The 25,220-nt window shown below is 32.1% G+C and carries 24 protein-coding genes; 17 read left to right on the plus strand and 7 right to left on the minus strand.

Features of this window, described 5'->3' with window-relative positions; translation table 11 throughout:
* The first annotated feature begins 95 nt into the window (after positions 1-95).
* The 12 genes from DW1_RS04715 (at position 96) to DW1_RS04770 (ending at position 12,476) form a co-directional block, all read left to right on the plus strand.
* Positions 96-3,347: a type I restriction endonuclease subunit R gene (locus DW1_RS04715; RefSeq protein WP_074349489.1), complete on the plus strand. Its 3,252-nt coding sequence runs from the start codon at positions 96-98 to the stop codon at positions 3,345-3,347.
* A gap of 47 nt (positions 3,348-3,394) precedes the next feature.
* Positions 3,395-3,802 carry a type VII toxin-antitoxin system MntA family adenylyltransferase antitoxin gene (locus DW1_RS04720; protein WP_074349490.1) on the plus strand — a complete coding sequence of 136 codons (408 nt, stop codon included), beginning with the start codon at positions 3,395-3,397 and terminating at the stop codon, positions 3,800-3,802.
* A complete protein-coding gene (locus DW1_RS04725) occupies positions 3,795-4,211 on the plus strand; it encodes a type VII toxin-antitoxin system HepT family RNase toxin (protein ID WP_074349491.1) in 417 nt (138 codons plus the stop codon). Before DW1_RS04720 ends, DW1_RS04725 begins: the two co-directional genes overlap by 8 nt.
* 41 nt (positions 4,212-4,252) lie before the next feature.
* A complete protein-coding gene (locus tag DW1_RS04730; protein WP_074349492.1) occupies positions 4,253-5,032 on the plus strand; it encodes an alpha/beta hydrolase family protein in 780 nt (259 codons plus the stop codon).
* A gap of 250 nt (positions 5,033-5,282) precedes the next feature.
* Entirely contained in the window at positions 5,283-5,552 is a 270-nt protein-coding gene (locus tag DW1_RS04735; RefSeq protein WP_143474356.1) for a hypothetical protein, read from the plus strand.
* A gap of 114 nt (positions 5,553-5,666) precedes the next feature.
* Positions 5,667-6,629: a phosphoglycerate dehydrogenase gene (locus DW1_RS04740; RefSeq protein WP_074349494.1), complete on the plus strand. Its 963-nt coding sequence runs from the start codon at positions 5,667-5,669 to the stop codon at positions 6,627-6,629.
* Positions 6,630-6,908: 279 nt separating this feature from the next.
* Positions 6,909-7,775 carry a phosphate ABC transporter substrate-binding protein gene (locus DW1_RS04745; protein ID WP_347499703.1) on the plus strand — a complete coding sequence of 289 codons (867 nt, stop codon included), beginning with the start codon at positions 6,909-6,911 and terminating at the stop codon, positions 7,773-7,775.
* 115 nt (positions 7,776-7,890) lie between these two features.
* Entirely contained in the window at positions 7,891-8,829 is a 939-nt protein-coding gene (pstC, locus tag DW1_RS04750; RefSeq protein WP_083605538.1) for a phosphate ABC transporter permease subunit PstC, read from the plus strand.
* The gene (gene pstA, locus DW1_RS04755) at positions 8,825-9,652 is read left to right on the plus strand and encodes a phosphate ABC transporter permease PstA (RefSeq protein ID WP_200800469.1); all 828 of its coding nucleotides are present in this window, start codon (positions 8,825-8,827) and stop codon (positions 9,650-9,652) included. Before pstC ends, pstA begins: the two co-directional genes overlap by 5 nt.
* 43 nt (positions 9,653-9,695) lie before the next feature.
* Positions 9,696-10,451 carry a phosphate ABC transporter ATP-binding protein PstB gene (gene pstB / locus DW1_RS04760; protein WP_074349496.1) on the plus strand — a complete coding sequence of 252 codons (756 nt, stop codon included), beginning with the start codon at positions 9,696-9,698 and terminating at the stop codon, positions 10,449-10,451.
* Positions 10,452-10,464: 13 nt separating this feature from the next.
* Positions 10,465-11,121 (plus strand): phosphate signaling complex protein PhoU, encoded by a 657-nt coding sequence (phoU, locus tag DW1_RS04765; protein ID WP_074349497.1) that lies wholly within the window; start codon positions 10,465-10,467, stop codon positions 11,119-11,121.
* A 179-nt stretch (positions 11,122-11,300) separates the two neighbouring features.
* Positions 11,301-12,476, plus strand: coding sequence for a cation diffusion facilitator family transporter (locus DW1_RS04770; protein WP_074349498.1), 1,176 nt, complete (start codon positions 11,301-11,303; stop codon positions 12,474-12,476).
* Positions 12,477-12,511: 35 nt separating this feature from the next.
* On the opposite strand, the gene DW1_RS04775 is transcribed toward DW1_RS04770, so the two are convergent.
* From DW1_RS04775 to DW1_RS04795, 5 genes are all read right to left on the minus strand, one after another.
* Complete coding sequence (locus tag DW1_RS04775) at positions 12,512-13,747, minus strand: mechanosensitive ion channel family protein (RefSeq protein WP_074349545.1); 1,236 nt, start codon at positions 13,745-13,747, stop codon at positions 12,512-12,514.
* A 95-nt stretch (positions 13,748-13,842) separates the two neighbouring features.
* The gene (locus DW1_RS04780) at positions 13,843-14,376 is read right to left on the minus strand and encodes a nitroreductase family protein (RefSeq protein ID WP_074349499.1); all 534 of its coding nucleotides are present in this window, start codon (positions 14,374-14,376) and stop codon (positions 13,843-13,845) included.
* A gap of 121 nt (positions 14,377-14,497) precedes the next feature.
* The gene (locus DW1_RS04785) at positions 14,498-15,283 is read right to left on the minus strand and encodes a hypothetical protein (protein ID WP_074349500.1); all 786 of its coding nucleotides are present in this window, start codon (positions 15,281-15,283) and stop codon (positions 14,498-14,500) included.
* The gene (locus DW1_RS04790; protein ID WP_074349501.1) at positions 15,277-15,975 is read right to left on the minus strand and encodes an ABC transporter ATP-binding protein; all 699 of its coding nucleotides are present in this window, start codon (positions 15,973-15,975) and stop codon (positions 15,277-15,279) included. Before DW1_RS04790 ends, DW1_RS04785 begins: the two co-directional genes overlap by 7 nt.
* Complete coding sequence (locus tag DW1_RS04795; RefSeq protein ID WP_074349502.1) at positions 15,972-16,343, minus strand: GntR family transcriptional regulator; 372 nt, start codon at positions 16,341-16,343, stop codon at positions 15,972-15,974. Before DW1_RS04795 ends, DW1_RS04790 begins: the two co-directional genes overlap by 4 nt.
* 213 nt (positions 16,344-16,556) lie before the next feature.
* Here DW1_RS04795 and DW1_RS04800 point away from each other — a divergent pair, with 213 nt between their 5' ends.
* The 5 genes from DW1_RS04800 to DW1_RS04820 all read left to right on the plus strand — a co-directional run bounded on the left by DW1_RS04800 (position 16,557) and on the right by DW1_RS04820 (position 23,427).
* The gene (locus DW1_RS04800; RefSeq protein ID WP_074349503.1) at positions 16,557-17,045 is read left to right on the plus strand and encodes a helix-turn-helix domain-containing protein; all 489 of its coding nucleotides are present in this window, start codon (positions 16,557-16,559) and stop codon (positions 17,043-17,045) included.
* A 31-nt stretch (positions 17,046-17,076) separates the two neighbouring features.
* On the plus strand, positions 17,077-18,135 hold the full coding sequence (locus DW1_RS04805; RefSeq protein WP_074349504.1) for a hypothetical protein: 1,059 nt from the start codon (positions 17,077-17,079) through the stop codon (positions 18,133-18,135).
* Positions 18,136-18,369: 234 nt separating this feature from the next.
* On the plus strand, positions 18,370-19,752 hold the full coding sequence (locus DW1_RS04810) for a TraB/GumN family protein (protein WP_074349505.1): 1,383 nt from the start codon (positions 18,370-18,372) through the stop codon (positions 19,750-19,752).
* 495 nt (positions 19,753-20,247) lie between these two features.
* Entirely contained in the window at positions 20,248-21,771 is a 1,524-nt protein-coding gene (locus DW1_RS04815) for a YfcC family protein (RefSeq protein WP_074349506.1), read from the plus strand.
* Between the two features lie 207 nt (positions 21,772-21,978).
* Positions 21,979-23,427 carry an aminoacyl-histidine dipeptidase gene (locus DW1_RS04820; RefSeq protein WP_074349507.1) on the plus strand — a complete coding sequence of 483 codons (1,449 nt, stop codon included), beginning with the start codon at positions 21,979-21,981 and terminating at the stop codon, positions 23,425-23,427.
* Between the two features lie 158 nt (positions 23,428-23,585).
* On the opposite strand, the gene DW1_RS04825 is transcribed toward DW1_RS04820, so the two are convergent.
* Both DW1_RS04825 and DW1_RS04830 read right to left on the minus strand, forming a co-directional pair.
* Positions 23,586-24,590 carry a hypothetical protein gene (locus DW1_RS04825; RefSeq protein ID WP_074349508.1) on the minus strand — a complete coding sequence of 335 codons (1,005 nt, stop codon included), beginning with the start codon at positions 24,588-24,590 and terminating at the stop codon, positions 23,586-23,588.
* The gene (locus DW1_RS04830) at positions 24,587-25,123 is read right to left on the minus strand and encodes a sigma-70 family RNA polymerase sigma factor (protein WP_074349509.1); all 537 of its coding nucleotides are present in this window, start codon (positions 25,121-25,123) and stop codon (positions 24,587-24,589) included. The genes DW1_RS04825 and DW1_RS04830 overlap by 4 nt, the downstream gene beginning before the upstream one ends.
* Positions 25,124-25,220: the final 97 nt, after the last annotated feature.

Here is a 25,220-nt window from a genome sequence, read left to right on the forward strand (position 1 = left end):
AATTATTAATGAAAGTATTAGTTTAAAAATAATCGGATATTCTTGCTGTTCAAGAATTATAAAAGTAAACCATTATCTCCAAAAGGGGTGATTTAATGAATTTTACTGAAGAGCTTTTAGAGCAAGCTTGTATAGAGATTTTACAAGACTTGGGATATGACTATGTATTTGGCCCAGATATATCCTGTGATGGAGATTATCCTGAGAGAAAGGATTATCATGAGGTTATATTGGAGCAAAGAGTAAGAGATGCCTTATATAGAATAAACAAGGATTTACCTGCTATAGCTATTGAGGATGCTTACAGACAAATAATTACCTTCAATAGTCCCATGTTAGAGGAAAACAACAGATACTTTCATAGGTTATTAGTAGAAGGCATAGAAGTTACCTTTAAGGACAAGAACAATATTAGAACTAAGAAAGCTTATATTGTTGATTTTGACAATATTAAGAATAACGATTTTTTAGTAGCGAATCAATTCACAATAATTGAAAACGAAGAGAGAAGACCGGATTTAATTATATTTGTCAATGGAATCCCATTAGTAGTAGTTGAGCTTAAATCAGCCAGCGATGAAAATGTAGGAATAGAAAATGCATATAACCAAATTCAAACCTATAAAAGGGATATCCCTTCATTATTTAATTATAATGCATTCTGTATCTTATCAGATGGTATTAATGCAAAGGCAGGAACCATTTCATCTAATGAAGAACGCTTCATGAATTGGAGAAGTATAGATGGAATAACTGTTGAACCATTATCTAAACCACAATATGAAGTTTTATTTTATGGTATGCTTGCAAAGGAGCGACTATTAGATATAATTAAAAATTTCATACTATTCCAAGAATCAAAGGAAGAAGAAAAAGACTCAGATGGAAATAAACTAGGGGACAAGAAAACAATAATTAAAATACTTGCAGCCTATCATCAATATTTTGCAGTAAAGAAGGCTATTGAGAAAACAAAGGAAGCTACAAAGGAAGATGGGGATAGAAAAATAGGAGTTATATGGCATACCCAAGGCTCTGGTAAAAGCTTTACTATGGTATTCTATACATCAGGATTAGTAAGAGAATTAAATAACCCAACTATTGTAGTTATTACTGATAGAAACGATTTAGATGACCAATTATTTAATACCTTCTTAAAGTCAGAAGATATATTAAGGCAAACTCCAAAGCAAGCAGATGTTCGTAAGTTAACTGAGGAGCAAAAGAAGCAACAAGCAAAAGAAAATTCAAAAGAGTTAAATGGGCTTTTTGATTTACTAAACGACAGACAATCCGGGGGAATTATATTTACAACTATTCAGAAGTTCATGCCTGATGAAGATGAAATGCCTGTTCTTACAGATCGTAGAAATGTTATTATCATAGCTGATGAAGCACATAGGAGTCAATACGGACTAGAGGCTAAAATGGATTCTAAAAAAGGTGAAGTAAAATACGGTTATGCTAAGTATCTGAGAGATGCCCTTCCTAATGCATCATTTATAGGCTTTACAGGGACACCGATTGATTTAGATGATCGCTCTACAACTGCTGTATTTGGTCATTGTATAGATACCTATGATATGACAAGAGCAGTAGAGGATGAAGCTACAGTTAAGATATATTATGAAAACAGGATTATTAAATTAGAAACAGATGATGAAGAGTTAAAGAAAATAGACGAAGAGTTTGATGAAGTAACTGAGGGACAGGAAGAGCTAGAAAAAGAAAAGAACAAATCAAAGTGGTCAAGATTAGAAGCTGTAGTAGGATCACCTAATAGAGTTAAAAAGCTAGCTGAGGATATAGTTAATCACTATGAAGAAAAGTCTAAAACCATAGAAGGTAAAGCAATGATAGTTTGCATGAGCAGGAGAATCTGCGTAGACCTATATGATGAAATAATTAAGCTAAGACCTGATTGGCATAGTGATGATGTAAATAAAGGCAAGATAAAAGTAGTTATGACAGGGAGTGCAGCAGATAGTGAAAGATTACAAAAACATGTTGGAGGTAAGCAACGAAGAGATATATTAGCTAAAAGAATGAAGGACAATGATGATGAATTAAAGATTGTAATAGTAAGAGATATGTGGCTCACAGGATTTGATGTACCATCTATGCATACTATGTACATCGACAAACCTATGAAGGGACATACTCTAATGCAGGCAATTGCTAGAGTTAATAGAGTATTTAAGGATAAGTCTGGTGGTGTAGTAGTTGATTATCTTGGAATCCTTGAAAGCTTAAAACATGCTTTAAAGGAGTATACAGATGTAGATAAGAAAAATACTGCAATTGATACCTCTGTAGCTGTTTCTATTATGCTAGAAAAGTTAGAAATACTACAAGGAATGATGCATGGCTTTGATTATTCTAACTATATGAGTACATCTCAAGTAGAGAGAATTAGAGCGATTACTGGTGGAATGGATTTCATTTTAGGGAAGTCAGAGAAAGAGCAAAAAGAATTTAAGCAGATTTCAGTAGAATTAGCTAAGGCACATTCATTATGTGCAGCTACAGAAGAAGGGAAAGCAAAAGCATTAGAAGTAGGCTACTTTAAAGCTGTAAAAGCGAGCTTAGTTAAGCTAAGAGAAAAGGAACCTGTCAAATATTCAAAAAAGGAAATTGAAGCAAGACTAAATCAAATGCTTGAGCGTTCCATCATTTCTGAAGATGTTATTGATGTCTTCGATGTAATGGGGCTTCAAAGACCGGATGTATCTATTTTATCAGAAGATTTTTTGAATGAAGTTAGAGAAATGAAGCATAAGAATTTAGCGGTAGAAATGTTGAAGAAGCTATTAGAAGGCAATATAAAAGCAATGGAAAAGAGAAATCTAGTAAAATCTGAAAGATTCTCAGAGAAGCTGAAAAAAGCTCTAATTAAGTATAGAAATCAAGCTATTACCAATGCAGAGGTTATAGAAGAACTCATTAAAATGGCACATGATATGAAAAAAGCAAAGGAAGAAGAGAAGGATTTAGGACTTAATGAAGATGAAATTGCATTTTATGATGCATTAACAGCAGATGGAATTGTAAGAGAATTCATGACTGATGAAACCTTAAAGAAAATTGCTCAAGAATTGACCCTTGCTATTAAGAATAACATTACTATTGACTGGAGTGTAAGAAAAAGTGCTCAAGCAGGTATGAGAAGAATCATAAAAAGACTACTCAAAAAATATGACTACCCACCAGAACAAGCTAAGAATGCTCTTATGGTAGTCATGAGACAAGCAGAGAAAATGTGCGGTAATATGAGCACACAAGATATCCAGTATGATAGGGTAGCAGAAGAGGAAAAACAAGATTATTTACTTGGAGAAGATGAGTAAGTTAAGATGGTTCATAGCAAGATGTTACCATTTAGGAGATGAATAAAATGAGCATTATAGAAAAATGTAGAGATATTTTGATTGGATATAAAAGTATAATCTTTGCCTATATCTTTGGGTCTTATGTACAAGGGAAGGACAGGGCAGATAGTGACATAGATATTGCCATATATTTAGAAGAAAATTTAGATATAGACACCTATCTAGAAATAAAGATACGTTTAACGGAAGCTTGTAAAAGAGAGGTAGATTTAATCATACTAAACGATGCTAAACCTCTTCTAAAATATGAAATTTATAAAAACAATTTATCTTTGTTTTGTAGGGATAAGTCTAAAGAGACTAGATACAAAGTGAAAACTTTATTTGAATATAGTGATTTTAAGCGGTACCTAGATTTATCTTATGCTCAAACTATTGAAAGACTAAGAAAAGAGGTGAAAACCAATGGTTAATATTGAAGTAATTAAACAGAGATTAAACCAATTATCAAATTCTCTTAAAAAGATTGAAAGATATAAGGAATTATCCTTAGAAGATTTTTTAGAAGATGATATCATACAAGATGTAGTAGAATATAATTTATTCATTGCTATAAACATGATGATAGACATTGCTACACATATTGTAGTAGATAATAACATAGGTAATCCGGAAACTTTTGGAGAAGCATTTGAGCTTTTATATAAACATAAATATTTCACGGCTGATGAAGCAAAAAATTATAAAAAAATGGTTGGTCTTAGAAATATATTGTCTCATGAATACCTGAAAATTGACAAAAAGATAATTTATAGTATATTACAGAATAATATAATTGATATAAAGAGATTTATCATTCTTGTCCATGATAATTTCATTTAACCTTTATGGACCCATTAAAACAATAAAAAGGAGAAATACTTATGGTTTGGAAAACTTTTGAACCCGAAAGTCAGTTAGTGTCATTAGAGAGAATAGTAATAGGAGATATTCCTTGTTTAAGGTATAGACCTAAGGGGAGCAAGGGATTATTACCTACTGTGATTTACTATCATGGTTGGCATTCTAGTAAGGAATATCAGAGATTTAAGGGTACTGTGCTAGCTGCCTATGGATATCAAGTTATCATTCCTGATGCAATGTACCATGGTGAGAGAAATCCAATTGATCATAATGAACCAAATGTATTTGAAAAGTATTTTTGGGATGTGGTTTTTCAAAACACTGAAGAATCACAACTTATAATTGAAAATATAATAGAAAATTACCAAGCAGATCCAAACAGGATAGGAGTTATGGGACACTCAATGGGAGGCTTTAGTGCTTCTGGAGTATTCGTAAAGAATACTCATTTAAGATGCATGGTAAACTTAAATGGCTCATGTTCTTGGGTAAAGGCAGAAGAAATATTTAGAAGAATAGGTAATATGTCTCCTATTACTGATGAAAGAGTAAAGCTGCTTTCCCAATATGACCCAATATATAATAAAGAAAAAATAAAAAATAGACCTATACTTATGCTTCATGGAGATAGGGATTCAAGTGTACCTATAGATTGCCAGAGAGAATTCTTTAAAGAGATGTTTCCACTATATAGTGAGAATCCAGAAAAACTAAAGCTTATAGAAATTCCGAGAATGGATCATTATATAAGTACTGGTATGCTTGAAGCGGCTATTGAATGGTTTGAGAAATATTTGTAAATAAAAAGCTACACACAAAGGGATGATTCTATATTTTGCAAGATGAAACATAAGAAGCATCCCTTTATGTTATGTTAACAAGAAATTATAGGAATTAGTTGTGTAAAATGTTATGCTGAAATAGTAATGGCATAAAGTTTTGATATTAATATTAATAGGTGCGGACAAAGATTTAATGTCGGGAGGGGTATATTGCTAAATTATTCTGATGAACAAATAAAAGAGATTTTAGTAACTATTTTACATAGAAATGATTTCGATATTGTACCTGATAAATGGTGTTATAGATTTTGAAGGAAGTTATCCAGGAAATTCAGAAACAAATTTTAGTGGGCTTTATTTTAGATACTTCTTAGAAAATGAAGATTATAAGAAAGCTTTTTTCAGAGGATATGAAAGACATTTGTATTTAAACGAAGGATTTAATAAAAGGTTGTTTATTTATCTATTGTGTTTTGTAGTTGGAAACTGTAGCTGGGCATATTGGCAAGCACCAGCAAAACATCAATTTTTTATATAAATTACTTTGTTGATTAGAATTTAGGAGAAAAGTTTGCTAGATAATGGCTAGTTATTTGAGGAGAAGTCGAGATTCAAATTGAGTTAATTATATAATGAAAATAAGAAAGTATAGATGAGGAAAGGGGAGGTTTTAGTGAAGGTATTAATGACATTTGATTTTGGTATAGAAAATATAAATAGAATAAAGGAACTTGGCTATGAAGTTATACTAATAGGAGAAAAAGAGCTTTGTTTTTCTGAAGAATTAGCTGATATTGATGTATTAATATGTTATAACCCATTTAAAACATTAGATATATCTAAACTTTCAAATTTAAAACTCATACAGCTATCAAGTGTTGGAATTGACCAAGTGCCTATGGAAATCCTAAGAGAAAAAAATATTAAATTAACAAATAATAAGGGAGGTTACAGTATACCTATTGGCGAATGGATTGTACTTAAATTGTTAGAAATGCTTAAGAACAGCAAGTCATTTTATCAAAAACAATTAGAAAAGAGGTGGAAAGTAGACACATCATTACTCGAGTTATATGGAAAGACAATTGGTTTTATCGGAACAGGGAGCATTGCAACAGAAGCTGCTAAGAGGTTAAAAGGATTTGAAGTGAATATTTTAGGAGTTAATACTAATGGTACAGATACTGAACACTTTGACAAATGCTATAGTGTAGACAATTTAAAAGAGATGATTAAGAGCTGTGATGCTATAGTTGTGTCTATACCATATACAAAGAAAACGCATCACTTAATAAATCATGAAGTGTTCCAAGAAATGAAGGACGGAGTTTTTCTAGTCAATATAGCAAGGGGGAGTATCATAGACGAAAAGTCAATGATAGAAAACCTAAAAAATGGTAAGGTTAAAGGTGCCGCACTAGATGTATTTGAAAAGGAACCGATGGATGAAGATAACCCACTTTGGGAAATGGAAAATGTTATAGTGACACCACATAATTCATGGATGTCTGAGATGGGGAATGTTAGAAGATTCAATATAATTTATGAGAATCTTAGGAGATTTAAGTCAGGAGAAAAATTGCTTAATGTAGTCGAATTTAATAAAGGCTACTAATTACTATAGATTAGAAAATTTATTAAAATAATAGGTGGATAAGAACTCTCACATAGATGATATCTAATTATCAATACTAAATCTAAGAGGTCTTTCCTCTGTGTCAATTAAATGACTCAGAAGAAAGAGCTCTTTTTTGCTTTTAGCATTTAAGCTGGTAATCAAATAAATCCAAAGAACATTTTACTTAGATTTTACATACATATCATATGGATTTAACATACTAGTTGTAAATTATAACTGTAAGATAAAAATTTGAAATATAGGAGCGTGTTTATTGTGAAGAAAGTTAAATTACTTAGCCTAATTTTAGTTGCTGTACTGGCTTCATTAGCATTTGTAGGATGCACAAGTTCTGATGCTAATGATACTCCAAGTAATGTTCAAGAGGAGAATCAAAATGAAAGTAAGAGTTTATTAAAGGGAACTATAAATATTATTGGATCTACTTCTGTGCAACCTTTAACTCAAAAATTAGCTGATGTCTTTGCAAGTGTTGAACCGGGAATTCAAATTGATATACAAGGTGTGGGCTCAACTGCAGGTGTAAAAGCTGCTAATGATGGAACAGCAGATATAGGAACTGCTTCTCGTGAGCTTAAATCAGAAGAAAAAGAATGGGGATTAACTGAACATGTTATAGCAAGAGATGGTATTGCAATTGCAGTGAATCCAAGTAATTCTGTATCTGATTTGACTACAGAGCAAGCTGCTAAAATATTTAAGGGTGAAATCACAAATTGGAAGGAAGTCGGAGGAGAAGACAGAGAAATTATTGTAATAAGTCGTGAAGCTGGTTCAGGTACTAGAGGAGCTTTTGATGAGATATTAGGTATTAAAGAAACACTTAGTGAAAAGGCTTTAGTGGCAGAAGGAAATGGTGCTGTAAAGCAAAACATAGCTACTAAACAAGCTGCTATAGGATATGTTTCACTTGGATATATAGATGATTCTATAAAAGCACTTAAAATTGATGGTGTAGAACCAACAGTTGAAACTATACAAGCAAATGAGTATCCAGTTGCAAGACCATTTTTAATGTTAACAAAAGGTGAACTTAGTCCAGAAGTCAAAGCTTTTATAGATTTCATTATGAGTAGTGAAGGACAGAAAATAGTTGGGGAAGGATATATACCTGTAAAATAGCCAAAAGAATATAACAAGTTGTCAAATTCCCCCCTTATTGTTGCTGACTAGACTCCATAGTAGTATACATGGAGTCTGTCTTCTGTTTTTACTTGAAAAATTACGAGGTGATTAGATGAATTTGAATGGTAATTCAAACATAATTAACAGAAAAAAAGGTCAGACTTTACCACAAGCCAGTGGTCTTATAACACTAAATAAATCAAGAGATATAAGTGAAAGGCTAATTGAAATCTTTTTCTTCATATGTGCCTTATTTGCAGTATTATCTGTTGCAATAATTACTATATACATTTTTGCTAAAGGAATACCTGCAATAGTTACGATAGGATTAGGTGATTTTGTCCTAGGGAAAGTGTGGAAGCCAATGCAGGATATTTTCGGGATATTTCCTATGATAATAGGTTCAGTTTTAGCTACAATAGGTGCTATTATAATTGGAGTTCCTATAGGAGTATTAACAGCAGTATTTTTAGCTGAAATTGCTCCAAAAAGAGTTGCTAGGATAGTTCAGCCAGCAGTTGAGTTATTAGCAGGTATTCCGTCTGTAGTATATGGATTTTTTGGATTAGTAGTTATTGTCCCGATGATAAGTAATTATTTAGGCGGTCCAGGGAATAGCCTTTTAGCTGTTAACATAATACTTGGTATAATGATTCTGCCGACTATTGTTAACATATCTCTAACATCAATACGTGCTGTGCCCTCTGAATATAAGGAAGCATCACTAGGTATGGGAGCATCGCATATACAGACGATTTTTAAAGTAGTACTGCCGGCTGCTCGTTCAGGTATTTTAACAGGAATAGTACTAGGAATAGGCAGGGCAATAGGTGAAACAATGGCAGTTATTTTAGTAGCAGGGAATACTCCTGCTGTTCCAGACTCAATTTTAGCACCTATTCGTACTTTAACAGCAAATATTGCTATGGAGATGTCATATGCCTTTGGACTACATCAGGATGCACTATTTGCAACGGGAGTAGTTTTATTTGCTTTTATAATGTTTTTAAATATTATATTCAGTAAATTGACAAGTAAGGTGGGTGATTAAGGTGAGTAGAAGAAAACTGATAGATAATACTGCTAAGATACTAATTTGGCTATCTGCCTTAATTACAGTTGGAGCTCTTGCGTGGATTTTAATACATGTAATTTCAAACGGATTATCAGAAATAAATTGGAGCTTTTTAACAAACAACCCTTCTGATGATGAAGCGGGAATATTTCCTATGATTATAAGTACTCTTTATATTGTATTATTGTCTATTGCTATTTCTACGCCTATCGGCGTATGCTCTGCAATATACTTAGTCGAATATGCAAAACCAGGTAAGGTAGTCAGAATAATAAGATTTGCAACTGAAAGCTTGGCAGGAATTCCATCCATTATATATGGTTTGTTTGGGATGATTTTTTTCGTTATTGTACTTGGACTAAAGTTCTCACTAATATCAGGTGCAATTACACTAAGTATGATGGTACTACCTACAATCATTAGAACTACAGAAGAAGCACTTAAAGCAGTACCTAGAAGCTTTAGAGAAGGAAGCTTAGCCTTAGGAGCATCAAAGCTTAGAACTATTTTTAAAGTAATATTGCCAAGTGCAGCACCAGGAATTATTACAGCTATAATATTGAGCATTGGTAGAGTTGTAGGTGAAACAGCAGCTGTATATTTAACAGCAGGAATGGTTCCTAGACTGCCAACAAGCATTATGGATTCAGGAAGGACATTATCGGTTCATTTATATATTTTAGCTAAAGAAGGTATATCCTTTGAACAAGCTGATGCTACTGCACTAGTATTGATTATAGTTGTGGCATTAATAAATTTTATAGCTAATAAAATAGGAGCTAGAATGAAGAGGGTATAAACTAGATGTATTTTAGTCAAAGATAGATAGAGGAGTTGAGGATATGAGCAAAGATAAGTTTTCAGTAAAAGATCTAAACCTGTTTTACGGAGATATGCAAGCGCTTAAATCCGTTAATATGCAAATACCTGAAAAGCAAATTACTGCATTAATAGGACCTTCAGGATGTGGCAAATCCACATTTTTGAAAACATTAAATCGTATGAATGATCTAGTAGAAAACTGCAAAATAACTGGTGAAATTATGCTAGATGGACAAGATATATATAAGAACGTTGATGTCATAGAATTAAGAAAAAAGGTTGGGATGGTATTCCAAAAGCCTAACCCTTTTCCAATGAGTATTTATGATAATGTAGCCTATGGGCCAAGAACTCATGGAATCCGTAATAAGGCTAAATTGGATGAGATTGTGGAGATGAGTTTACGAGCTGCTGCTATATGGGATGAGCTAAAGGATAGACTAAAGAAAAACGCTCTAGGATTATCTGGTGGGCAACAGCAAAGACTTTGTATTGCAAGAGCATTGGCAGTAGAGCCAGAAGTGTTGCTTATGGATGAGCCTACGTCAGCATTAGACCCGATTTCTACATTGAAAATAGAAGACTTAGCTACACAGCTAAAAGAAAAATATACTATTGTTATAGTAACTCATAATATGCAGCAAGCAGGACGTATATCAGATAATACTGCATTCTTTTTACATGGTGAGGTAATTGAGTATTCATCTACTATAAAGATTTTCAGTAATCCAGACGATAAACGCACTGAGGATTATATTACAGGCAGATTCGGTTAATAGGAGGGATAGTATGGTTAGACATGCTTTTGATGTTAGCTTAGAAAATTTAAACTTAGATCTTGTAAGAATGGCAAGTGCAGTAGAAAAATCAATTGATCAATCTATACTAGCTTTAAAAAATAAGGATATAGAATTAGCTAAAAAGGTTGTTGAAGAAGATGATATTATAGATGACATGAATGCTGAAATAGAAGCAAAATGTATCAGGCTAATAGCAACACAGCAGCCACTAGCAAAGGATTTGAGGCTGATTACTTCAATACTAAAAATGATTACAGACTTAGAAAGAATAGCAGATCAATCAGCAGATATTAGCGAGCTTATGTTAAATATAAGAGAAGAGGACTATATAAAGCCTTTAATAGACGTCCCTAAGGCAGCAGAGGTAGCACGTGAAATGGTTAAAGAAGCTATAGATGCTTATGTTAACAAGGATGTTGAATTGGCTAAAAAGGTATGTAAGAAAGATGAAATAGTTGATGAATATTATGAAACAATTTTAATGGATTTGAAAAATCTTATGAAAAAGAATCCTGATAACATAGAACAAGGGATAATACTTATTCAAGTAGCCAAATATATAGAAAGAATCAGTGACCATGCTACAAACCTTGCAGAATGGGTAATATATATAATTACAGGTAAGCATGAAACATTAAACTTCTAGAAGCAAAAAATACCATTCTCTTAAATCATCTCTAAAATTATCTTCAACAGGGATGATTTTTTTACTTTGATAGAAGCTTTTCTTTTTAGGTAGATAAAATTGAAAATGGGTAATATAATAATGTTATACTAAAAAAGGAGCATTTGTTTTTATCATATTTTCTGAATTGGGGTGTAGTTTTGACAAATTTATTAATTAGATTATTCGTTAAAGATTATCAAAATACTTCTAATTATAGAGTGCGGGAGCGCTACGGTAAGTTTGCTAGTATTACAGGCATTATTTCGAATTTTTTGCTTTTCTTAATTAAGATAGTTGCAGGATTGGTTTTTAATAGTATATCAATCATAGCTGATGCTATAAACAATTTATCAGATTCAGGTTCCTCAATTATTACTTTAATAGGATTTAAAATTTCTGGAATGCCTGCTGATAAGAATCACCCATATGGGCATAAGCGGATGGAATATGTATCGGGTCTAATTGTATCTATAATTATTTTGGTTTTAGGAGTACAGCTTGTTTTCAGTTCTTTAGGCAAAATAATCAAACCTGAGGTCACTATATTTAGTATGGTCTCAGTAGTTATACTGGTGATTTCAATATTGATAAAGCTTTGGCAAAGCTTGTTCTATAGAAAAATTGGAAAAAAGATAAATTCAACAACCCTTATTGCAACATCAATAGATAGCCGAAATGATATCCTTTCAACAACTGCTGTCTTAACTGGTGTTTTTATTACTCAAGTAACTGGCTTTAATTTAGATGGCTATATAGGTGTTGCAGTTGCATTGTTCATTATATTTTCTGGAGTTGGACTTATTAAAGAAACCATAAATCCACTGCTAGGAACCGCACCTACAAAAGAGCTAGTAGATAGTATCTATGAAAAAATTTTAAGCTATGATGGTATTATTGGGCTTCATGATCTGACAGTACATAGCTATGGGGAAGGGAAATGCTTTGCATCTGTGCATTGCGAGATGTCAGCTGAAAATGATATTATGGCAAGCCACGATGTTATAGATAATATTGAGCGGGACTTTCTAAAAGAAGAAGGCATCAATTTAGTTATTCACCTTGATCCTGTTGTTACTAACGATGCTAGAACTAATAAGCTTAGAGCAGAAATAGAATATATACTTGAAAATTTATCTCCAGAAATAGGTATGCATGATTTTCGTGTTGTATGGAGTAAAAGTCATTCTAATCTAATATTTGATGTGGTAGTTCCTTATGATTTTAAATGGAGTGATGATGAGCTAGTTAAGCTTATTTCTGATAGAATTTATGAGCTGAATCCAAATTATCATACATCCATAACTGTTGATCATGATTATGTGCCAACTTTATAATCTATAGTTAAAAAGAAAGAGAACAGGCAAATGGTTTAAGCCTGTTCTCTAATATTTTTAAGATCATGGCCAGATGGGCTTTGAAATAGCTTAAGTTCAAATAAATCTGTCACTGCTAAAATATGATCAAAAATATCAGCCTGTGCCTTTTCATAATTGACCCAATTAGTATCATTTATGAACAGGTAAAGCTCTAAGGGCAACCCGTGCTCGCCAGGAGGCAAATGCCTTACCATGTGTATCATGTGTTTATGAACCATGGGGTGATTTTTTAAGTAATTTTCTATATATATTCTAAATGTACCTATATTTGTGAGATGTCTTCCGTTTATTAAAAGCTCATCATTAATATTATTTGCTTTATTATATTGTTCAATTTCTTTTTCCTTGTTAAGAATATATTCAGTTAAGAAATGTACTTTTTTAAACTTTTCTATCATTTCTTTAGAACAAAACTTAATAGTATTCACATCTATATAGATAGACCGTTTTACACGACGTCCTCCAGCCTCTCTCATTCCTCTCCAGTTTCTAAAAGAATCTGAAATAAGGGCATATGATGGAATAGTAACTATGGTTTTATCGAAATTTTGGACTTTAACAGTATTTAAGGATATATCAATAACATCTCCATCTGCTCCATACTTTGGCATTTCAATCCAATCTCCAATTTGCAACATATCATTTGCAGATAATTGTATACCTGCTACCAAACCAAGAATTGAATCCTTAAATACTAATGTGAAAACTGCTGTAAGAGCTCCAATACCGCTTAGCAGGATTATTGGGCTTTCTCCTATTAGAGAAGCAATGATTACAATACCCATTATTATATAAAAACCAATTTTAAATACTTGTATAATGCCTTTTATAGGTCTTTGTTTAGAAACTGGGTGGGTTTTGTAAATGTCGTGTAGAGCATCAACTACTGAATTTACAACAGTCATAGTAATTATTAAAATATATACCCTAGAAAATCTTTGAATTATTTCTGAAAAGCTTCCAAAAAAATGAGCAAATGAATATACAATGATACCAGGAATAATCATGGATAGCTTCTCAAACACTTTTCTTTGTAATAGATAGTCGTCCCATTTAAATTTATTTTTTTCTATATATTTTGAAAGAATTTTAAGTATAATTTTTTTAACTATAAAATTTACAACTATACATATTAATATAATTGATAGTACTAGAATCACAATTGAAAGTGTTTTAGATATATTATCATCTAATCCGTAATTTGATAGAAAATCATTAACAAACTCCATGTTTATAATGTTCTCCTTTCGTACATCTAGGAACTTAAAAGAAAGAACTCCTTCCACATAAGGATTAAAAGTCTCCTATTAGGAAGGAGTTAATGTTATTTAATGTAATTTATTGAAATTCTATCTGCAGGAATTTCTCTCTCTACAAGCTCTTCTGTTGGATAGCCAAGCGTTATGGCAGAGACTGGATTAAAATCTTCAGGTATTTCTAATTCTTTCTTTAAGCTCTCATTAATAGCACCTGCTCTTATAAATCCAAGTAAATATACACTACCAAGTCCAATATCAGTAGCAGCTAGGTGCATATTTTCTATTATACAAGCTGCATTTGCATATGTACTGCTTACTTTAGCAGGGTCCCTTAATCTACAAGATACTATAACAACTGTTGGTGCACCATAGAATGGATTAGCATCAGGTTTATTAGAAATCTCAGCTGTGGATTTTACCATTTTGCTTAATAGTTCAGTGTTTTGTACAACAGTAAGATGAACATCTTCATATAATCCATTCCCAACAGGTGCAGCATTAGCTGCAAGTAACACTTTATTTAGTTCTTCATTAGTAATTTGCTCAGGCTTATAGCTTCTAGTTGATTTTCTTGTTTTTATTGTTTTAAAGAATTCCATTCATATCCCTCCCAAGTTTATTATACAACAAAGATTAGAAAATAAAAAATTATTATCAAAAATTTAGGTGGGGACATAAAATAACCTCTGCCACAAAATATGACAGAGGGAACACCTATTATTAGTCTAAGTTTAATTTCTTTTCAAAAATACGATTAGTTATTATATAGAATACTGCACCTATTAATGAAATCATTATAATGCTAATAGGGAAAATCGTTCTCGGGAACATGTTTGTGAAGTTTAAGCTATTAGTTGTGATAAAACTCGCAAGAACTAGAACTAATAGCATGATTAGCTGCAAGCCATTATAAATAACAACATAAGATATAAGGGATGCTATAATCTTATGCTTACTAAACAACTGGCCTATAGCAATAGAAGCATAAACTACTAGAATGTTCGTTACAGCACTTACAAATATCATAAGAATCAATTCAATAACTAAAATCACAGAATTACCACCGAAGGTTGCGCTTAATTCTTCTGGAATTTTTCTTATTTCATTTATTATAGAGCTTGCATCGGTTGACGTAATGAAGGCTGCAGAAAATGATGATACTACGAATATTGTGCTAATAAGTAACCAGAATAGTGTAACTGTTAATTTTGATATAATTAACTGATGAGAATTTACTGGCAATGTAAACATTAAATATCCTTCATCGCTTAAAAGGTTTTTATAAAACCGAACTATCATTAGTAATACTGTAGTCACTAAAATGGCTAAGATAAGAATAACTTGAGTAAATATCAGAAATCCAATAAAAAACATTAATATTCCTTCTCCAATATCTAATCGGAATACGAAACGATTTACTAAAGATATAAATAACAGAGCTATATATAAAGGCACTAGTAATCTTGATGTTGCCATTAATTCATGTTTCATCAATTTACCTAGCATTTGAACACCTCCCTGAATAATGAGTCTATTGATTTATTTTCTGCTGCTCTTACATCATCTACAGACGAGTGGAGGATAATAGAACCCTCTTTTAGAAATATGACTTCATCTAATACTTTTTCTATATCCGCAATAAGATGTGTAGATATCAATATAGTTGAGTTTTTTCTATAATTATTGATAATAGTATTTAGGATATAATCCCTTGCTGCTGGATCTACTCCGCCTATTGGTTCATCAAGACAGTATAAGTCTGCTTCACGGCTCATAACTAATATTAATTGAACCTTTTCTTTAGTTCCCTTTGACAAAGTCTTTAATTGTCTTTCTGGGTCAATTTTTAAATCTGCCAACATATCATAGGCTTTTTTGGGGTTAAAATTTTCATAAAAGTCCTGAAAAAATTTAACAACTTGAGAAATTTTCATCCAATCAGCCAAATAAGTTTTTTCAGGTAAATATGATACTATTTTCTTAGTTTCTATTCCTGGTGTCTTACCTGCAATTTGTATGTTTCCACTATCAGGTAGTAATAGTCCATTTATCAATTTTAGTAAAGTAGTTTTACCACTGCCATTTGACCCTAATAGTCCTATTATGCGACCTCTTTCTAATGTTAAATTTACATCAGAAAGTGCAGTAAAGCCTGAATATATTTTCGTTAATGATTTGCACTCTAGAATAGGATTCATTTTCTCATCTCCTCTAATATTTTAGTAACACATTCTAAGATTTCATCTTCTTCGTACCCAAGTTGTTTCATTTTTTCTATAAACTCTATAATAATATTCTTAGCAGACTGTTTCTTTAGTTTTTTGATGATTTCTATATCTGAAGTTATATATCTGCCACTGGTTCGGTTAGTGTAAACTAATCCAGTTTGCTCCAGTTCAGCTAATGCTCTCTGCATGGTGTTAGGATTGACCCCAGCTTCAGCAGCTAACTCTCGTACTGAGGGAAGCTTATCTCCAAGATTATAGTAACCTGAAATAATTCCTGCCTGAATCTGTTCAATTAGCTGAATATAAACCGGTCGTTCAGAGTCAATATTCCATTGCATTTCACCACTCCTTACTACTTATATTGTATTATTGTATTAAGTACTTAATACAATAATACAATATATATTTTACAATTGCAACATGAATTTTATAAAATTAAAATTTTTTTGAACAGTTGACATGTGAAAATATATGAAATATAATGAAATATGTGAAAAAATATGAAAATATATGAAAATGCGTAAAAAGATATAAAATAAAAGTACCATCAAATGAAATTAAATAAATGTCGAGTAAAGGAGAGAGGTAGATTGAAATTTCAAAAGCTATACACTGTAGATGATATTGCTATGATGACAGGGCTTACTAGTAGAACAATTCGAAATTATTTAAAGGATGGAAAGCTAAAAGGAAAAAAAATTGGAGCACAATGGAGATTTACAGAAGAAGATATTAGTGCTTTATTTACAGATAAGAGCTTTGAGAATGAAGTAACTGTATCAAAAAATAAAATGGTAATTGATTTTCTTGAAGCAAAAGAACAGTCCAAAGTTTCCATTTGCTCTATAGTTGATTACCCATGTAGAGACAGGAAAGTAGTAGAAAACATTTGTCAAGAGATGATTGAGCAAGTTAACTCTTATAAAAATAAGGATGAGATTAAATTTTCCTATCAATATTTAAAAGAGGAAGGAAAGGCAAGATTTATTGTAATTGGTATACCTGAGAAGGTAATTGAATTACTTAATAAAATCAAGTGATAGTAGAATTAGCGAAAGGGGGAAGGAATAAGTGAGAAAATTATATACACAGCTTAGTAATTTACTTAATGCAATTAATTTTAATGAGCTATGGGAAGGCTTCCATTTCTATGATTTTGCGCTATATAATGATAGAGAGGTGTATTTAAAAGACTCTGTGATTCCTTATGATAATCGTTTCATGGGCAATACTGCGATTAATTATGAAGGACAGTATATAGCCATATGGAATGTAGAAAATCCAGACCTAGAAGATATCGAAGTCTTGGCAGCTAACCTTGTACATGAGATGTTTCATGCTTACCAATATGAAATGAAAGAAAGCAGATGGCCACAGGATTTACGAACACTTGACTATCCATCAGATATTGAGAATTTTAAATTTAAATATGCTGAAAATAAAATTCTCGCTGCTGCATATCTAGAAAAAAATATAGAAAAAAAGAAAAGGCTCATATCTCAATTTGCATCTATTCGTAATATGAGAGAGAAAAATATAGGAGATATTATTAGATGTGAATATCTATCAGAAACAGCAGAGGGAATGGCAGAATACGTAGGTATAATGGCACTAAAGCAAATATCTATTAATAAGTATAATACTCGTATGAAGAAATACATAGGCTATCTATCAACACCAAGCGAACTACTCTTTGACACAAGGAGAATATCGTACTTTAGTGGGGCAGTTTTTCTAGTTGCTTCTATAGAGGCAGGTATACCATTTTTTCATGAAATAGGTAACTGTGATATTCCTGTATTTGAAATTATAAGTTCTTATTTAAAGATAGATGGTACTATAGAAATAGAGGATTATAAAATTATAGAGGAAATGGCTATTCAGTATATTGATAGAAAGAGGAATAAATTTGATGTTTTTTTCAAAGAAAATAGGGAGCATGTAGAGGGCAAATTTCAAATAGTTGGCTATGATCCAATGAACATGATAAAGTTAGATAATAAAATTTATTGTAATCATTTTATTCTACTGAAAGATACTAATACAAACAATCAGGTGTTTTTAAATGGTCCTGTAGTTGTTGAATTAGAGCCAGAGACAATAAATAAAGTTATAGCTTACTTTAAATAAGCTCTAATCAAGGTGATAGGAGCTTTCTTTACTGCTAGCCTGTTATTTTTTCTGCAAACTAAGTTAAGTTAACATATCTGGAAAATATAGGTTTGACTTTTGAACTGAATAGTAGAATAATAGAACTATGGACTTAGGTATTGATATTTTTTTATCGATTAAATTTCTTCCTATTAGTCCCCTGGTAAAAGGCTCTAAGTTAGAGTTATTAACTTTTGTATAAGGAGAGATAATATGGACAAAAAATTGAAGCAATCATCAAGAAAGGGTATAGTTTCATTATTATTGGTACTAGTAATGATACTAACTACAATTGTACCTGTTTGGGCTGAGGAAATTCCAACTCCTGATATTAGTCAATGGGCTATAGGTGAGTTAAATGAAGGAGAAAGATATGGAATATATCCTATTGAATGGTATTATGACGGTTTCAGAACTGAAATCTCACAGGAAAGACTAGAAGAACTATTAGCAAATACAGCCAGTAAAATAGAAGCTTTGGACTTAACTAAGAAGACAGATTTTGAGGCAGTTTCTCATGAAGCAACTAGTACAAGAGGCGAGGTTGTAAAGAGGCTATATAATATTTTAGCTCAATATGAATTACCAGTAGGTGAGTCATCAGTAGAATATATGCAAGAAAGAGGCATACTTGTAGGTACACATAATGGACTTGACTTAGATAAGCCATGTACTACAGAACAGGCAGTTATATTAGCAACTAGATTAGTTCTAGATACATATAATCAGTTACAAGCAGGTTCAAAAGGATTAGCTTGGAAAGTAGAACATAACGGTAATACCGTTTATTTCTTAGGATCAATTCATGTAGGCAGTAGTGAAGTCTATCCTTTGAATCAAAGATTAAAGCAAGCTTTTAATGAATCTGATGCCCTTATTGTAGAAGCCAATTTATTCGACCAACAAGGTGGGATGGAGTATTTCCTAGGAAAAGCTACATATCAAGATGGTACTACACTTAAGGATCATATAAGCGAAGAAACTTATGAAAAGCTAGTAGAAGTGTTTAAAAAATATGGATTACCAGAAGATGTTTATAATCAATTTAAACCTTGGAGTATAGCTAATGACTTAACTGTTATTTCTATGACAAATTCGGACAATCTTCAACAGGGAGCTCAGTCAGCTAATCTCGGAATAGATATGTATTTTCTTTCAAATGCATTATTATTTCAAAAGCCAATTATTGAATTAGAAGGAATAAGATATCAGGCTGACTTATTTGATGGATTATCAGCTGAAACTCAAGAAGAGTATTTAAGAAGTATAATAGATAGTGTCTTAGAACCAAAAACTGATGAGACTGTTGATTCGGCTAAGCTATTAGAAGAATGGCTTGCTCTATGGATAAATGGAGATATAGAAGGATTTACCGCTAGCTATGGTCATAGCACTAAGGAAGCTGAAGAATATGAATTTACTAATATGCTATTTGGTAAAAGAGATAAGGACATGGCAGAGAAAATAATCACTATGTTAGAATCAGAGAACAAGGGTACATATTTTGTTGTAGTAGGAGCAGGACATTTAACACAAGATGGCACAGTACTAGACCAACTAATTGAAAAAGGATATAAGGTTGAGGTTTTACAATAAGTAATGAGAAACCACCTATTATTTACCTTTAGGTAAGTAATAGGTGGTTGTTATTTTAATCCTGCTTGTTCTGAGCTAAATTAAAGCATTTATGTAAATATTTTTGGTCCATTAATTCCTTATGAATATCTCTTTGAACAATTATAGCTTCCTCTAGTGATAGAATCATATCTGCATTTTTCCGAATCTATCGAAGCTCTATAGCTTCATCTAGAATAATAATTGATGATTTTTTCAAAATAGGCATTGTGATTGCAATTTTTTTGTTTTGTCACTAGTTAGATATATTTCAAGTTTTTCCACACTGGCATTATGTTGGCAAAAAATCCCCGTAATACTATATTGATTTCTAGCAAATTTTGCGGCATTTATTATTTCTTCCATATATATTTATAATAACTAAACCGCTTTTACATATAATAATTGAAACTAGATTTATAAATTGCTAATGATAACTAACATTATTTTAATAACTAATTATTGGGAGATGAAAACATGAAAGAGCAAGAGAAAAAGAAGAAAAAATTTCAATTTCCTACAGCCTTTACGGTGCTATTTATCATACTAATACTAGCAGCTATATTAACCTATATAGTGCCAGCAGGACTATACTCAAAACTATCATATGACCCAGATAAAAATTTATTTTTAGTAGAAAACCATGAAGGAGAAGTCAGTAGCTATCCAGCGACACAAGAAACTTTAGAAAGCTTAAACATTAGAATGAATATCAATAAGTTTTTAGATGGAAGTATTAAAAAACCTATTGCTATTCCAGGTACTTATGAGAGAATAGAACAATCACCTCAAGGATTATTATCAGTTATCATGTCACCTATCCAAGGAATTATGGATACAGTGGATATTATGGTTTTCGTGTTGATACTTGGAGGGATTATTGGACTGGTTAATAAATCAGGAGCCTTTGATGCAGGAATTGCAGCGTTATCTAAGAGAACTAAAGGAAAGGAATTCTTATTAGTAGTATTTGTTTCATTACTAATAGCCCTCGGTGGGACTACATTTGGCTTAGCTGAAGAGACCATCGCACTATATCCTATTCTAATGCCGATATTCCTAGCAAGTGGATATGATGCAATAGTTTGTATTGCAGCCATATATATGGGTTCTTCTATTGGAAGTATGTTTTCAACTGTAAATCCATTTTCAGTAGTTATTGCTTCAGATGCAGCAGGAATTTCCTTTAGCGAAGGGCTTGTATTTCGTGCAATAAGCTTAGTATTGGCTATGGTTATTACACTTATTTATATTTATCGTTATGCAAAAAGAGTGCAAGAGAACCCGAAGAATTCTCTGATTTACGAAGACAAGGAAAGAATAGAAAAGAGATTCCTAGAATACTATGACCCGGAAAATGTAGCGCCATTTAACTGGAGACGAATTCTGATGCTACTCGTATTCTTAGGTGCATTTCCTATATTGATATGGGGAGTATCTACAGGTATTTGGTGGTTTCCAGAAATGTCAGGTTTGTTTTTAGCAGTAGCAATAATAATTATTTTCCTGACAGGTTTTTCAGAAAAAGAAGCTGTTAATACATTTTTAGAAGGTGCAGCAGATTTAATAGGAGTTGTGCTTATAATTGGAGTGGCAAGAGCTATTAATATAGTAATGGATAATGGAATGATTTCTGATACTTTACTTAATTATACATCGTCAGTAGTTGGAAATATGAATAGAGGTATTTTTGCAGCAGTTCAAATGATACTGTTTAGTTTCCTAGGTTTTTTCGTTCCATCATCATCTGGGCTTGCTACACTGTCTATGCCCATAATGGCACCTTTGGCTGATACAGTTGGTATATCAAGAGCTGTTGTGGTTACTGCATATAACTGGGGACAAGGATGGATGTCCTTTATTACTCCAACAGGACTAATCTTAGCAACACTTGAGATGGTAGATGTAACATATAATAAGTGGTTAAGATTTATACTTCCGTTGATGGGGGTAATAGGAGTTTTCTCAATCATAATGCTAATCCTGCAAACATTGGTGTAGAGAAAATCTTTATCTGAGTTAGACTGTGTGAAGTTGTCATTCTTAGTGATATAAATGGACCTGTATAGAATGTGAATTATCACAGGGCCTATGCTCATGCTGACAAATAAGTTTCTTTAGCCACATCTAGAGAAAATAGGATTCAAGAATTGCTTGCAATAAGGTATAATTGGTATTAGCAATTGAATTCAAGAGGGGAGGAATACAGTGAATAAGCTAGAAGGATTAGAACCAAAGAGAGTCTTTTATTATTTTGAAGAATTATCTAAAATTCCAAGGTGTTCCTATAATGAGCAACAAATAAGTGATTACATTAAAAATATAGGAGAAAAATTGGGGCTTGAGACAATTCAAGACGAAGTATTAAATGTTATCATCAGAAAGCCTGCTACACCAGGATATGAAAATTCAGAAGGAGTTATCATACAAGGTCATATGGACATGGTTTGTGAAAAGGAAGATGACTGTAATCATGACTTTAGCAAAGACCCCATAAAATTAATAGTTGATGGTGACTATATTCATGCAGATAAGACAACTCTAGGAGCAGATAATGGAATAGCGTTGGCTATGGGGTTAGCCATACTTGAGGATAATACTCTAGAGCACCCTAGTATTGAACTTCTGATTACATCATCCGAGGAGACTGAAATGGATGGGGCCCTTGGACTATCTGAAAATGTCTTGAAGGGAACTAGACTGCTTAATATAGACACTGAGGAAGAAGGTGTGCTTATAGCTGGTTCTGCTGGCGGAGAGTTGATAGAAGCAAGAGTTCCAGTAGATTATGAAGAAGTGAATGATTATGTGGAAGTGGATTTAACGGTAAGAGGATTAATGGGTGGACATTCTGGCGGAGAAATTCACAAGCCTAGGGGTAATTCCAATAAGATTTTAAATGGTATATTAAAAGAAATATTAGAAACTATAGATATAAGGCTAGTGTCTATAACAGGTGGAACTAAGGATAATGCAATTCCTAGACAGACAACAGCTAAAATTGCAGTGAAAACAGAGGACATATTTAGGTTTAAAAGCTTGATTGAGGAAATAAAGAATAAGACTATAAATATATATAAGTCAGAGGAACCAGATATAGATATAGTTGTTGCAGAAGGGGATATAGCATCAAAAACCTTTGATAAGAGAACCTTTGATTCTGTAGTCCTACTTTTAGATACTATTCCAACAGGAGTATTTACCTGGATGCCTCAAAGCAAGGAAATAGTAGAAAGCTCTAGTAACTTAGCTATAGTAAGAACAGAAAAAGATAAGATTGTTATCCAAGTGTCTATAAGAAGCTCATCTGAAGATATGTTATTAGAGCTACGTAATAAGATTGTTGATAAAATCAGACAGGCTAAAGCAGAGTACAGTATTAGCGGAAGTTATCCAGAATGGGAATACAATCCTAAATCAGAATTAAGAGATATAGCATTAGAGCTTTATAAGGATATGTATGGAAAAGAAATGGTATCTACAGTTATTCATGCAGGCTTAGAATGTGGAGTATTTGCAAAGAAGTATCCAAAATTAGATATAATATCCATTGGACCCAATATGTATGATGTTCATACACCAAAAGAGAGACTTAGCATTTCATCTACTAAGAGGGTTTATGAGTACTTAACTGAGCTTCTAAAGAGACTAAAGTAATGCCGTAAAGAGATTTTCAGGCTGTGTAAAAAATCATTCTCATGGTGATTTTCGTCATTCTGAACGTAGTGAAGAACCTGCCTTTAAAAAGGCAGAGAGAAATTCGCTACGCTCAGGGTGACAGTTTTTATGCAGTTTGTGCTATGCTTATGCTGATTTTAATCTACTACTTCTATTAAAATTTCGTTTACTTGGTTTGTATATTCCTTTTGTTTGATAATCAGGTTTACAAAACCTTTCTCAACAGCTTCAAAATTTATAGAAGTATTACTAAATTCGTTATTGTCCAGATTTTTATTTGATTCATTTATAATTCTATCATTATATTCAAATTCTAGAGGTAAAGCATCCTTATCTAATAAAAATGTGAGTATGGCACCCTTTTTGAGCTTAATTTCATTAGCGGATATGGAAAACCTTCCATTATTGTTTAACTCTAGAGGTAAAAAATACCTATAAATTTTTCTTGATTTTAATACAGGAATTTTATCGTCCTTTATATGATAATCATTAGAAACAGTTCTTTCTTCTATTAACATTCCATTATAAAAGCTTACCTTTCCTTCAGGTACGTAGTTTCTCTCCAAATATGTTTCTGTAGAATTATTGTTATATTTAATAAGTCTATAATGAATGAAGTTTTTATCATTATTACTAGAGGATACAAGAGCAAATTTACTGTCACTGAATGGAATATTCATAACTGTTACTGGATTGGGAATGTCAGTATTTTCCATAATACTACTATATATAATTTCATAATCGCCCTTAAGATCTTTTTGCCACAGTACTGCTAATAAATTATTGTTTTTGTTAGGATTATCTAATCGAAAATAATTGATTAAATGATTGTTTTCTACATCGTCTAATTCAATAGTCTGTTGTAATACTGGAGAACCTACATTTTCAAGTTTTCTATTACCAGCTTGCTTTACAAAAAGGGCAATGAAAATTACGCTAAAGGCAGCTGCCATATATTTTATAAACACCTTAGCACTAAATATTGATAAAAATTTCTCTGATGTTTTAGATTTAATATTTTCTTTATCTAATATTTTTTTGAGTACTATTTTTCTACTTTGGTCGAAATTAAACTGTTCAAAAAACTTCTCTGACTGATGCCGAGCTATATGTAGTTTTTTATCTAAATCTTTGTCGTTCATTCTAAGACCTCCTCAGCCAGAATTTCTTTTAGTTTATCTCTTGCTCTACAAAGTCTGGTTCTAACTGTGCTTTCTTTTAGATTTAATACTTGAGCGATTTCCTTAGTATTTAAGCCTTCTAGGTAGTATAGAACAATGACTATTCTATATTTTGTAGGCAAGTCCATTACTTTTTTAAAAATTTCTCCACCTTCTATTTCTTCAAAAAGTCTAGTGGTATAGTTTTGTCTTTTAATAGAGTCTAGTTTTTTGATATTGTCCCAGAAGAATAATCGTTTAAATGATGAAGAAGTCAAGTAGTCCCTACACTTATTAACTGTAATTCTGTAAATCCATGTATAATAAGAGCTTTCGCCTCTAAAGTTATCAAGTCCTTCATATACTTTGCAAAATACCTCTTGGGCTATGTCTTCTGCCTGGTATCTATCCCTGACATAATAATAGGCTAATTTTAAAACCTTATGTCCAAATCTTTTCATCAAATATTCTAGGGTTTCTTTCTTGCTATTTATTTTTTGGGGTTCTGATAACATAATACCAACTCCAGTAATACTATCAAAACTTTTGACAAATACATCAAAATTATATCATTTAGGCATATTAGTCTAATACAGACTAATATGCCTAGTC

Source organism: Proteiniborus sp. DW1 (genome assembly GCF_900095305.1).
In the GTDB taxonomy this organism is placed as follows: domain Bacteria; phylum Bacillota; class Clostridia; order Tissierellales; family Proteiniboraceae; genus Proteiniborus.